Origin of the sequence: Robertmurraya sp. DFI.2.37, assembly GCF_029211245.1 — a bacterium.
Classification (GTDB): Bacteria; Bacillota; Bacilli; order Bacillales; family Cytobacillaceae; genus Robertmurraya; species Robertmurraya methanolica_A.
In genome coordinates, this window is the sequence record NZ_JARGEJ010000037.1 from 13,370 (window position 1) to 25,769 (window position 12,400).

Genomic DNA, 12,400 nt, shown 5'->3' on the forward strand with positions numbered 1-12,400 from the left:
AAATCCTCCTATATTTAATCATTCGTTTCGTACTTACTCCACGAACGACCAAAAAGTTCATTTCCGTCTGATAAGCGCAAGATTGCTGTTTCTTCTAAAATTCTATGTGCTTTCTCGGTTGTAGAATCAGCTTTATCAAATGCAATAAAAACCTGGCGCTTGGTAGATTGATAACGTTCCAATATATGCTCCAGATGAACATCCTCAATACGTTTAAGAATATTGGAGTCATGGATGATCGCAGGAATTGGGCGTAATTCAAGTACACTCAAATCGTACACAACAAGGCTCTTGAATGCTGTTCCTTCACTTGTGTTGCCAGGAGTTTCGAAGATGATGTCCTTCTGGGGAGTGATATACAAAAGAGGAGCAGTTTCCTGTTTCTCAGTTACTACGCCGTTAATTGTTTCCATACGAAGATTGATGTCATCTTGTATCTCGCCTAGTTTTTCAGTTTGTTGCAACAATAGTTTTTCAAGTTTTTGCTCTGCTTCAGCTCGAGCATCCTGCAACTCTTTTTGATGAATCAACTCGGCTGTTTCTTCTTCAAGTCTATCAATGCTTTTTGATACATTAACACACTGAGAGAGTACTCTCTCAGACATCTCTTTTGCTATACCGGACTCTTCGATTTTTCGATTTAGGCGTCTGATTTCCTTATCATATTCTTCGATTAGTGGTTGTAATCGATAGATTTCCTGATCCATTTCTTCGCCTAAAATCTCTCTGATTTTTATATGAAAATGTTCAATTTCTTCAAATGCTTTTAAATTTGCATTTGGAAAGAAGCGTAGCAAGGATTCAAATTCACTTGCGGTTTCAGCCTTGCTGTCAGTTATATTGCTTTTTATAGCATTTAGCTGTGATTGCAGACGATTGCGCTTACGTATTATGCTATTCAATTCTTTTTGAACAGCTGTTATTCGTTCGAATGTTTGTGTATCAAACCCAAACATTGCTAATTGAGCCTCTTCGCTGTTTTTCATTAGCTTTTGGAGTCTCTTTCTCAATGACTCGATAGTCTTTTGGTTACTTTCGATTTTATCTATGTCCACCTTTTGACGCTGACGAGATTTAAGCTGTGAAGCTTTAATTCCGAGTTCTTCCTCCATAAATTTGATAGAAGCAAGGATTTTGTAATGACCAAATAGCTTCAATAGAAAATCCACAGCCTTTTCATCTTGCTCACGAGGTTTCACTAACAATGGATACTTTTCTAGTGTATTTTCACGTCCATAGATACGGAAAAAACGCTCGGTTATTTCTGAAAACGTAAGGGCTGGTAGCCCAATTTTATATTCCTGAAACAGAAATCTTCGAAATTCGTCAAGCGTCAATTTTGTTATGAAATGGCGCTCTTTATCGATTCGATATACACTTTTAGGATCGTCAGTGCTTCTATAGAAATAATATGGCTGTCCCTCAAATTCGAAAGTGAAATAGATGGTATGTGGGCCTATTTCCTTTTTTATATCATCTGTCAGGGAGTAGTAGCTTTCACCGCCGAATACATAATCTATAATCCATAGGAATGTTGATTTTCCGATTGCATTGCTACCGCCTGCGCTACCTAGAACTGTATTTAAGCCTGAGTTAAACCGGATAATTTGATGCTCTGGAGCAAATTTATCACATTGAATCTCTATCAACATATCGTAGCACCCTCCCTTCTTCAATTAGTCCAATTTTACCTAATGCAAACAAGCAGTCTAAAGCACTCAGGAAATCAGCCATGTCCTTTTCACGATATCTAGTTAGTTCAAATAACTCTTTAGGTGACATATCCTGTTGTGCTAATGCCTCTAAAATATCTGGGAAAAGAGAAATAACGCTGTTTGTATAGGAAGTTACTTTATTTGGTAATCTCATCGAACACCTCACACCTTTGAACGAAGTAGGAGATTATTATCTCGCAAGCTTCTCTATATTTGCGGCCGGTTTTTTCAAACAAAGTTTCAACAAGTAGGTTGTATATTGCGCTTTGAGATATATGTGATTCACTTGCATCTTCATACATCCGTTTGACGCTTTTTGCAAACTTATCGACGTTCAGCTTGTTTTCTCCGGCCAACCGATCTAATGCATCATTGACTCCCTGATACAACCGCCGAACATCAAAAAGCACTCTTTCTTTCAAACGTTTTTCAGTGATTTTATTCTCAACTTTTACAGGTTCAATTTTGAGTTGTGTATCATCAGTAACATCCATTAAGTCAACTTCCCGAAGTACTTGTTCGATTTGCTTTTCTATTGTATATCTCGAGGTTGCATCTCTTGCAGCCATAAGAACTTCCAAGTCATGCTTTTCTGATAGTAAAGCTAATTTTACTTCCTCAGAAGCATTTTGAATTTCGCGCTCACATTCAACACATAAAACCACTTCATCAGTTTCTGAAAGGCGAACGACCTTAGCAAAGTTAACGTCGTTGCCTTCTTTTTTTATACCTAAAACTCTTCCGCACTTTTGGCATTTGCCACCTGTTTCTGCAAGCAACACTAAAGAGCGGGCATCAATCGCAATTTCGTAAGCAGTTTCCATAGACAAATTGCTATACGTTGTAATGAAACTAATATCCATTTTTTGATCTTCAAAGGACTGTATGTACTCGGTAGTTGTCTCTTTCACGCTATCTTCGCAATTTCGGTTCTCGACATTTAATACTGTGTAAAGAAAAACTCCGGCGATAAAGTCTTCAAAAACAAAAGCATCACGTCTTACTATAGATTTCTTGGTCATGCCATTCACTATTTCGACTATTGTGTCAGGCTCAATTGTATTATCAGACGCAATAATGTCTTTCAGAGCAAGAATGATGAGGCTCCTTTTATTGCTATCCAACATGTTAAGAATGTGCTGTTTAAAGTAATTAGAAACAGCGCGTGGGTCTACTGTTGGAGCTTTATCAGTTATATTAGGCGATAGATTCTTTTTACCCAGAATTAAATCTGAAACAGTACCGTCCTCACCACGAATATCATAAGTAGGCGCAATAGAAAGCAGCATGGTACCACATAGAAGTTTTTGTGAAATTCTTTTTGCGCTACAAATCTTTAAAATTGTTGCAAAAGTACCAAAACATAGCTTTTTCATATATTGCGCCTCCTTTCATTGAATTTAATCTGTTGAAGTATCGTCATCGACGTAGTCAACAATATCTCCAATGTTGACATCAAGGGCTTTACAGATTCTTCCTAACACATCCATGCTTACCGGCAGATCTTTACTCATTTTTGCTATCGTTGTCGACGTTAAGTTCGTTATTGCCATTAAATCCTTTTTCATCATTTTTTTATCTATTAAAAGTTTCCACAATTTGTTATAACTAAAAGCCATTATAATCGCCTCCAAGCACAATTGGATGGTATCCAAAGACGTGTCTTTATTATTATAGCAATTTACTAAGCGAAATACAATCAATTATTTAAATATGCTTATTCAATCTTTACGAACGCTTAGTTCGTTTGACGTCATAAAAACGAATTGTTATTTGTGGAGTCCCAGCGGAGTGTCAGCGGAGTTGTAGCTGAGGATTTAAAGTGTATGACTTTATAAAATTTAGTTAGACGGTAAGACAAGCTGAACTTTTTGAAAAGGGGGTAAAGTCATGGAAGAAATTCGTGATTGTAATGGTCGCATAGCTTGCAAGGGCAATGCAACAACAGGTCTCATAGAAGTGTTATATAAACGCTGTAAAACCAGTACACAAATACCTATTGGAGGAACTTTAAGAATTGAACGTGATGGTGTTGTGACGATAGTCACTCGATTAAGCGATTCTGCTTTTCATGTAGAAAGTCATGCTAATGCAGCATAGAAAGATAGCTAACTAAATAAAAAATCCGCAGAGCTGCACGACGGCCAGGATAAGTTCTCACACTAGAGAACTATCTTGGCCGTCCTTTTTTGTTCTACGGATCTTTTCGGCTCCTGCGGATTTTTCAAAGCCAAATTTTGAAAACCAAAGGAGTCAAATTATGAAAAGAGCGTACAAAACAAGTAAAAAGAAGAGAACTAACTACATTTATTACACTGCTGAAGGAACAAAGATTGTGATTACCCCAGGTGAAGATGGAGTCACCGAAGCTGATATCGAGCTTTTACATACTATGGATGATGACGAAGTGGACGAGCAGCGCCGGTACGATTATCGAGTGACAACACATCTGGATGCTTATCATGATGGCGAAGAGGAAGCGGCAAATGACCGCAATAAGTATCTTGCAGATGATACTGCGAATCCAGAACAGCTAATTATACAAGCAGAAGATGAGGCTGAACATCAAGATATGCTGGACAAGTTAACCAAGGCAATGGAGTGTCTTTTACCACAACAAAAAGAACTCTTCAAAAAAGTATACCTTGAAAAACGATCCAACACTGATATTGCAACAGAAGAAGGTGTTACAGAAGCGGCTATTCGTGGTCGCCTTAAGAAGCTTCAAGAAAGACTTAGAAAAATTCTATCCTAATTGGGTTCGCAAGAACCCTTTATAAAAAAATCTTTTCTGAAAAGGGGGTTCGAAAGAACTCTCTTTTTCGCTTATCGGTGAGGGGCAGATAAATCGCCCCCAGAAAGGAGATGGAATATGAACCTTAAACACAAAGTCACAATCAATGTGGCAAGGCCCGGTGGCGAAAGAAGCTCAGTAATTCAAAGCAGTCGGAAGACAATCCGAGCGAGAATGCTTGATTTCCTATTTGGAAAGAAAGTCAGTCTGCTTGTAATTACTCCCGGTGACTCAGTTGAGACGGTAGAAATAAAGGAAATCAAGGAAGGAGGTGTGGGTCATGAGTAAGATTAAGCTCCTTCTCGATGTGGTGTCAGATCTTAGAGCTCTGGCAGATAGTGTTCAGGCTGTAGCTGATGCAATAGCAAGTAATGGGCCTCATGAGATTACAAAGCCAGAGCAACCAAAGCCTGAAAATCAATCTGAAGAAAAGCAGCTCACCTTAGAAGAAGTAAGGGCGGTACTTGCGGAAAAAAGCCATGACGGATTTACAGCTGAAGTAAGAGCACTTCTAGAAAAGTATGGTGCATCAAAACTCAGCCAGATTGATCCAAGCAAGTATGCTGCACTTCTTGCCGATGCGGAGGGATTGAAATGAGTAAACATGCAATTCTCTCTGCATCTGGAGCCCATAGGTGGTTAAACTGCACACCATCAGCGAGGTTGGAGCTGGAGTTTGACGACAACAGCGGTGAAGCTGCGGCTGAAGGCACAGCTGCCCATGCGTTAAGTGAGCACAAGCTCCGCAAAGCGCTTAAGATGAGATCAAAAAAGCCGGTTTCTCCATATGACTCAGATGAGATGGATAATTATACTGATGGTTACGTGGAGTTTGTGCTTGAAGTGATTGAGCAAGCCAAGCAGGCCTGTAGTGATCCCCTGATCTTGATAGAACAGCGGCTTGATTTTTCAAAGTATGTGCCTGATGGCTTTGGGACCGGGGATTGTGTAATTATAGCTGATGGAACTCTTCATATTATTGATTTTAAGTATGGTCAGGGTGTCTTAGTCAGCGCAGAGGACAATCCTCAAATGAAACTATATGCCCTTGGTGCACTGGATCTCTTTGATGGTATTTATGACATCGAGATGGTTTCAATGACAATCTATCAGCCCCGTCGAGAAAATGTCAGCACGTCCATAGTCTCAAAAGAAAGCTTGTATCAGTGGGCTGAAGAAGTTTTGAAGCCTAAAGCTGAACTGGCCTTCGCTGGTGACGGAAACTACTGCCCTGGAGAATGGTGTCAATTTTGTCGAGCAGCAGTGAAATGTAGAGCAAGAGCAGAAGCAAAAATGAAACTGGCTACATTTGAGTTTGCACTACCGCCACTTTTATCAGATGAAGAAATTGCTGACATTCTATCTTCTATCGGTGATCTCACCAGCTGGGCAAATGAGATTATAGCCTATGCGACGGATGAAGCAGTTAATCATGGAAAGAAGTGGCCAGGGTTTAAAGTAGTCGAAGGTCGCTCCAACCGTAAATATAAAGATGAAGAAGCAGTCGCAGAAGCAGCAAAGAATGCAGGATACCGAGATATATACAAGCAAAGTCTCATCACTATTACCGAAATGGAAAAATTGATGGGCAAGTCAAAATTCAATGAAATCCTTGGTGAGCTAGTTATGAAGCCACCGGGCAAACCGACGCTAGTTCCAGTTTCAGACAAGCGTCCTGAAATGAACACATCATCAGCAAAAATTGATTTTATGGAGGTATAAAAATTATGTCAAAAACAGCAAAAAGAACAAATCCAACAAAAGTAGTTACAGGAGTTGTCAGACTTTCTTATGCCAATGTGTGGGAACCGAAATCTATCAATGGCGGTGCTGAAAAATACAGTGTAAGTCTGATTATTCCTAAGAGTGATACTAAAACCTTAAGTGCTATCAATGAAGCGGTGAATGCTGCAATAGAAGAAGGTAAAGGTAAATTCGGTGGTAAGATTCCAAATAAAGCGGCGTTAAAGCTTCCTCTACGTGATGGAGATATTGATCGTCCAGATGATGAAGCTTATGCAAATAGCTATTTTATCAATGCAAATAGCAATACCGCTCCACAAATTGTAGATAGAAACGTCAATCCAATCATTGATCGTTCTGAAGTATACTCTGGTGTCTATGCAAGAGTGAGTATCAACTTCTACGCCTTTAACTCCAATGGAAACAAAGGTATAGCCTGTGGACTTGGAAATATTCAAAAAATCCGTGATGGTGAACCTTTGGGTGGCAGAACTAATGCAGCTGATGATTTTGCCACTGATGTGGATGATGACTTTTTATCATGAGAACCCTCAGTATAGATATAGAAACATTTAGCAGCGTAGACCTCGCCAAAAGCGGGGTCTATCGTTACGCTGAAGCACCGGATTTTGAGATTTTACTTTTCGGTTACAGTGTGGATGCTGGGCCGGTTCAAGTAGTAGATTTCGCTTGTGGCGAAAAAATACCTAAAGAAATACAGCAAGCGATTCTAGATAATAATGTTACCAAATGGGCGTTTAATGCGCAGTTTGAGCGGATTTGCTTATCGAAGTACTTTGGTATACACCTTGCACCTGATTCTTGGCGTTGCACAATGGTTTGGTCTGCGTACCTTGGGCTTCCTTTATCTTTGGAAGGAGCAGCAATCGTAACAGGAGCAGACAAGAAAAAGCTAACAAAAGGTAAAGAGCTCATTCGATATTTTTCAGTTCCATGCAAACCAACAGTAACTAATGGTGGTCGTACACGAAATCTACCTGAACATGCTCCAGAGAAGTGGAATAGCTTCAAAGCATATAATCTACGAGACGTTGAAGTTGAACTTTCTATACAGGAAAAGCTTCAAAAATTTCCTATGCCTGAAGAGGAATGGAATAACTATATTCTAGATCAGCAAATCAATGATCGAGGTATTCAGTTGGATTTGGAATTGGTAAAAAAAGCGATTCAATGTGATGAAAAAGTAAGAGAAGAGCTAACAAGCAGACTAAAAGAACTAACTGATCTTGATAATCCTAATTCAGTTGTTCAAATGAAATCCTGGCTATCAGAAAATGGTCTGGAAACAGATAGTCTTGATAAGGCATCAGTTAAGGCGCTATTAAAGGAAGCTCCAGATAATCTGAGTGAAGTACTGGAACTGAGACAGTTACTAGCTAAATCCAGTGTAAAGAAATACACCGCTATGGAAAATGCTGTATGCACTGACGGAAGAGCTCGGGGACTACTACAATTCTACGGTGCTAATCGAACCGGTAGATTTGCAGGAAGGCTTATACAAGTTCAAAATCTCCCTCAGAACCATTTGTCGGATCTGGAACAGGCACGTCGCTTGGTTAGAGGTGGCCATTTTGATGCCTTGGAAATATTGTATGACTCTATTCCGGGAGTTTTGTCTGAATTAATTCGAACCGCTTTTGTGCCAAAGAAAGGATATAAGTTTATCGTTGCTGACTTTAGTGCAATAGAGGCTAGAGTTATTGCTTGGCTTGCAGGCGAGACATGGAGAAACGAAGTGTTTGCTACTCATGGAAAGATTTATGAAGCATCTGCTTCCCAGATGTTTAAAGTCCCCTTAGAAGAAGTCACAAAAGGCAGTCCTCTAAGACAAAAAGGAAAAATTGCGGAGCTGGCCTTAGGTTATGGTGGTTCTGTAGGTGCATTAAAAGCAATGGGTGCACTTGATATGGGTCTTACCGAAGAAGAGTTAAAACCTTTGGTCTACGCATGGCGAAATGCAAATCCTAATATTGTACGACTTTGGTGGGATGTTGATCGTGCTGTCAAAGAAGCTGTAACAGAAAGGTGCAGAACTGAAACTCATCGTATCCGTTTTGAGTATCGTAGCGGGATGCTATTAATATGGCTTCCTTCTGGCAGACAACTTACTTATGTTAAACCAAGAATGGGTATTAACAGCTTTGGCAGTGAAGCAGTGACTTATGAAGGAGTTGGTGCCACAAAGAAATGGGAGCGCATTGAAAGTTATGGTCCCAAGTTTGTCGAGAATATTGTGCAAGCTATTTCAAGAGATATTCTTTGCTATGCCATGAGAAGATTGAATGAAAAAGGTTTTGATATTGTAATGCATGTCCATGATGAGGTAGTTTTAGAAGTCCCTTTAGAAGTAACCGTTACTGATATATGTACTCTAATGAATCAGACACCAACTTGGGCTCAAGGACTTTTACTTCGTGCAGATGGATACGAATGCAATTTCTATAAAAAGGATTAATTTGAGGGGGTTCGAAACCTCCTCATTTTTTGCTTATAGCTGAGGGCATGTTTTATTGCTCTACTACTATAAGCAGGAGGTTCAATATGAACAAATTAACTATATTCAACTATGAAGGCAACACAGTAAGAACAGTAATGAAGGATGGAAATCCTTGGTGGGTTCTAAAAGATGTATGTTCGGTACTAGACATTGGAAACAGTCGTGATGTTATGGCTCGTTTGGACAGTGATGAAAAGGGAGTCGATATTATCGACACCCCTGGAGGAAAACAGGAAGTATCTATTATCAATGAAAGTGGTCTTTATAGCGTGATATTGGTTTCACGTAAGCCAGAAGCTAAAAAGTTCAAGCGCTGGGTAACCCATGAGGTGCTTCCTTCAATCAGAAGGCATGGACTTTATGCTACAGATGAGTTACTTGCTAATCCAGACTTTTTGATTCAGGCACTACAGGAGCTTAAAGCGGAAAGAGCTAAAAATGTTGAGTTAACTACTACCATTAGCATTCAAGAACAGCAAATTGCAGAAATGAAACCTAAAGCAAGTTATTACGATGTGGTACTCAACTGTAAGGATGCGGTGTCTATTACAACAATAGCCAAGGACTATGGAAAATCAGGGCGCTGGTTTAATGAGTATCTGCATAATTTAGGTGTTCAATTCCGTCAAGGGAAGATTTGGCTTCTATATCAAAAGTACGCTCAACATGGATATACGACGACAAAAACCCATACTTATCTTGGAAATGATGGGACGATGCATTCAAAGGTTCATACTTACTGGACTCAGAAAGGACGCTTGTTCATTTATGAGCTTCTTAAGGATCATGGCATTTTACCATTGATTGAACAAGAGTCCGAAATCGAGGAGATGTAACTTATGGATAGATATAACGCTGAAGGCTATCCAGATCCAACTGCAGCAGAAGCCTTGGAAAATATCATGCGTGAAGAAAAGGCAAAAAACTATAAACCTTGCGTTTTTATTTGTTCTCCTTTTGCTGGAGACATAGAAAAAAATCTGAATAAAGCTAGAGAATACCTGAAGTTTGCAGTGGAGCAAGGAACCATACCTTTTGCTCCTCATCTGCTATACCCTCAAGTGCTAGATGATGGCGATCCTGAACAAAGAAAACTAGGACTATACTTTGGCATGATATGGCTTAGAAAGTGCGATGAGCTGTGGGTATTTGGTCGCTATATCTCAAAAGGGATGCAAGCAGAAATAAACAAAGCATCGAAGCATCGTATACCTATCCGGTATTTTTCTGAAAACTGCGAGGAGGTGCAGAAGCTATGAAGATAGCGGTTGGTAACAGCCGAATGGATAAAAAGTGGAAGAACAAAGATATCACATGGGAGGACTTTATCTCACGAGTTAAATCTACCATACGAACAACAGAAACTGTATCTGAGTTCCGAAAAATGAGTCGCGCTCAGCAGGACTCAATAAAAGATGTGGGTGGATTTGTGGGAGGAGCCCTTCGTGAAGGAAAACGCAGAAATGGTTATGTCCTCTCCCGTTCCCTTCTGACTTTAGATATGGATTATGCCAAACCAGGGGTTTGGGAGCAAATTGAAGCGTTACATGATTTCAAATGCTGCATCTATTCTACACATAAACATACATCAGATGCACCGCGATTAAGACTTATTATTCCACTTAAAAGAGAAGTAACAGAGGATGAATACCCAGCCCTTGGTCGGATGGTTGCAAAGGAGATTGGGATTGATTTATTCGATGACACCACTTATGAACCTTCAAGACTCATGTATTGGCCATCTACACCGTCAGATGGAGAATTTGTGTTTAAAGAGAAAGACGGTGAACTATTGGACCCAGATATCTATCTTTCAAAATATGTAGATTGGCGGGATACTTCCATGTGGCCAGTCTCAAGTCGACAATCTGAGGTCGTGCAAAGGAAAATTACTAAACAAGCAGATCCATTAATTAAAGAAGGGGTTATAGGAGCATTTTGCAGAGCCTATACCATTGAAGAAGCCATCGAAGAATTTCTACCTGATGTATATGAACCTAGTACTATGAATGGAAGATTTGATTATATTCCAGCAGATTCTTCAGCGGGCTTGGTAATCTATGACGGTAAATTTGCATATAGCCATCATGCCACCGATCCAGCATGTGGAATGCTGCTAAACGCTTTTGATTTGGTCCGAGTGCATAAGTTTCGGGACTTAGATGAAAAGGTCGCAGAAAATATACCGCCAAGTAAACTACCTTCGTTTAGAGCTATGACAGATTTGGCTTTAGAGGATGAACGGGTAAAAGAGCAGTTTGCAGAAGAACGAAAGGCTCAGGCTGAAAAAGAGTTTATTGATGAAGATTGGGAAAAGCAGCTGGAACTTGATAAGACAGGAACAGTTAAAAATACCCTTAGAAATTTGATTTTGATACTTGAAAATGATCCAAACCTGAAAAGCATTGTGTTTAATCAGCTTTCAGACAGCCTTGAAATTAAAGGTGAGGTTCCTTGGCCACATCCATCAAAGTTCTGGAGAGATGCAGATGATGCCCAGCTAATCAGCTACATTGACACCCACTACGGGACCTTCTCTGCAAGAAACTATGATGTAGCGGTAGCGAAGGTCGCTGACGACAGGTCTTATCATCCGATTCGTGAGTTTATTGATGCACTCCCTGAATGGGATAAGGTACCTAGAGTAGATACCTTGCTAATCGATTATCTAGGTGCATCAGATAACCCATATGTTCGGGCTGTGACAAGAAAAACTTTATGTGCGGCTATCTCTCGTGTACTGACTCCAGGCATCAAGTTTGATTCCATGTTGGTCTTAAATGGCCCGCAGGGAGTTGGAAAAAGTACTCTTATAGCCAAGTTAGGTGGAGACTGGTTTTCTGATAGTTTGAGCTTATCAGATACCAAGGATAAGACCGCCGCAGAAAAGTTACAGGGTTACTGGATTTTAGAAATTGGAGAACTGGCTGGACTGAAAAAAGCTGAAGTGGAAACACTTAGAAGCTTCCTATCTCGCCAGAATGATATTTATCGAGCCAGCTTTGGCAAGAGAGCTACTCCTCACTTAAGACAATGTGTCTTTTTTGGTACCACTAATGCTGAAAAAGGCTATTTGCGGGATACCACAGGAAACCGTCGTTTCTGGCCGGTAAAGACTCCGGGAAATGGTACAAAAAAGTCATGGCAGTTAGAGCAGGATGAAATTCTGCAGATATGGGCTGAAGCTCTTACCTTCGTTAAGGCTGGAGAGAAATTGTACCTTGATGCCAGTCTTGAGAAACTTGCAAAAGAAGAACAGCGAGAAGCTATGGAATCCGATGAGCGAGAAGGTTTGGTTAGAGAGTACCTTGATATGCTTTTACCTGAGGATTGGGACACCATGGATTTATATGAACGCCGAGCCTATATCAATGGAACTGAGTTTGGTGAAAGCAAGAGGGTTGGTGTTTGGAAACGAAAATCGGTTTCTAATATGGAAATTTGGTGTGAGTGCTTTGGAAAGGATCGAGCCAACCTGCGAAGGGTGGATGGTAATGAAATATCGGCGATTATGGCAAGTATCGGAGGCTGGACAGGTCTCGTGAAAAAAGAACGAATCCCGCTTTATGGACCACAATGGGTTTATGTTCCCAAAGAGTAATTTAGTTTGGAACACATGGAACAATTTTT

14 protein-coding genes are annotated in these 12,400 nt (G+C 40.1%); 10 read left to right on the plus strand and 4 right to left on the minus strand.

Annotated elements, in window-relative coordinates:
* Positions 1 to 14 precede the first annotated feature (14 nt).
* Genes PZE06_RS17415 through PZE06_RS17430 form a run of 4 tightly spaced genes read right to left on the minus strand, consistent with a single transcriptional unit; the run spans position 15 to position 3,334 of the window.
* The gene (locus PZE06_RS17415) at positions 15 to 1,652 is read right to left on the minus strand and encodes a DUF2326 domain-containing protein (protein ID WP_021401128.1); all 1,638 of its coding nucleotides are present in this window, start codon (positions 1,650 to 1,652) and stop codon (positions 15 to 17) included.
* Complete coding sequence (locus PZE06_RS17420) at positions 1,630 to 1,869, minus strand: ABC-three component system middle component 7 (RefSeq protein WP_021401094.1); 240 nt, start codon at positions 1,867 to 1,869, stop codon at positions 1,630 to 1,632. Before PZE06_RS17420 ends, PZE06_RS17415 begins: the two co-directional genes overlap by 23 nt.
* Positions 1,853 to 3,091, minus strand: coding sequence for an ABC-three component system protein (locus tag PZE06_RS17425; protein WP_021401142.1), 1,239 nt, complete (start codon positions 3,089 to 3,091; stop codon positions 1,853 to 1,855). The genes PZE06_RS17420 and PZE06_RS17425 overlap by 17 nt, the downstream gene beginning before the upstream one ends.
* 24 nt (positions 3,092 to 3,115) lie before the next feature.
* Positions 3,116 to 3,334 carry a helix-turn-helix domain-containing protein gene (locus tag PZE06_RS17430; protein ID WP_021401135.1) on the minus strand — a complete coding sequence of 73 codons (219 nt, stop codon included), beginning with the start codon at positions 3,332 to 3,334 and terminating at the stop codon, positions 3,116 to 3,118.
* Between the two features lie 271 nt (positions 3,335 to 3,605).
* Between PZE06_RS17430 and PZE06_RS17435 the strand changes: the two genes are divergently transcribed.
* The 10 genes from PZE06_RS17435 (at position 3,606) to PZE06_RS17480 (ending at position 12,371) form a co-directional block, all read left to right on the plus strand.
* On the plus strand, positions 3,606 to 3,815 hold the full coding sequence (locus PZE06_RS17435; protein ID WP_021424985.1) for a hypothetical protein: 210 nt from the start codon (positions 3,606 to 3,608) through the stop codon (positions 3,813 to 3,815).
* A gap of 160 nt (positions 3,816 to 3,975) precedes the next feature.
* On the plus strand, positions 3,976 to 4,470 hold the full coding sequence (locus PZE06_RS17440; protein ID WP_033860819.1) for an RNA polymerase sigma factor: 495 nt from the start codon (positions 3,976 to 3,978) through the stop codon (positions 4,468 to 4,470).
* Between the two features lie 117 nt (positions 4,471 to 4,587).
* Positions 4,588 to 4,797, plus strand: a complete 210-nt coding sequence (locus PZE06_RS17445; protein ID WP_032507254.1) for a hypothetical protein — start codon at positions 4,588 to 4,590, stop codon at positions 4,795 to 4,797.
* Positions 4,790 to 5,107 (plus strand): hypothetical protein, encoded by a 318-nt coding sequence (locus PZE06_RS17450; RefSeq protein WP_021401145.1) that lies wholly within the window; start codon positions 4,790 to 4,792, stop codon positions 5,105 to 5,107. Before PZE06_RS17445 ends, PZE06_RS17450 begins: the two co-directional genes overlap by 8 nt.
* Positions 5,104 to 6,231, plus strand: a complete 1,128-nt coding sequence (locus tag PZE06_RS17455; protein ID WP_033860817.1) for a DUF2800 domain-containing protein — start codon at positions 5,104 to 5,106, stop codon at positions 6,229 to 6,231. The genes PZE06_RS17450 and PZE06_RS17455 overlap by 4 nt, the downstream gene beginning before the upstream one ends.
* Before the next feature lie 5 nt (positions 6,232 to 6,236).
* Positions 6,237 to 6,797, plus strand: a complete 561-nt coding sequence (locus PZE06_RS17460; protein WP_033860816.1) for a DUF2815 family protein — start codon at positions 6,237 to 6,239, stop codon at positions 6,795 to 6,797.
* Complete coding sequence (locus PZE06_RS17465) at positions 6,794 to 8,728, plus strand: DNA polymerase (protein WP_150949086.1); 1,935 nt, start codon at positions 6,794 to 6,796, stop codon at positions 8,726 to 8,728. The genes PZE06_RS17460 and PZE06_RS17465 overlap by 4 nt, the downstream gene beginning before the upstream one ends.
* A gap of 86 nt (positions 8,729 to 8,814) precedes the next feature.
* Complete coding sequence (locus tag PZE06_RS17470; RefSeq protein ID WP_150949084.1) at positions 8,815 to 9,606, plus strand: phage antirepressor; 792 nt, start codon at positions 8,815 to 8,817, stop codon at positions 9,604 to 9,606.
* Between the two features lie 3 nt (positions 9,607 to 9,609).
* On the plus strand, positions 9,610 to 10,029 hold the full coding sequence (locus PZE06_RS17475; protein ID WP_033860811.1) for a DUF7768 domain-containing protein: 420 nt from the start codon (positions 9,610 to 9,612) through the stop codon (positions 10,027 to 10,029).
* Positions 10,026 to 12,371: a virulence-associated E family protein gene (locus PZE06_RS17480; RefSeq protein WP_150949081.1), complete on the plus strand. Its 2,346-nt coding sequence runs from the start codon at positions 10,026 to 10,028 to the stop codon at positions 12,369 to 12,371. Before PZE06_RS17475 ends, PZE06_RS17480 begins: the two co-directional genes overlap by 4 nt.
* The last annotated feature ends 29 nt before the right edge of the window (positions 12,372 to 12,400 follow it).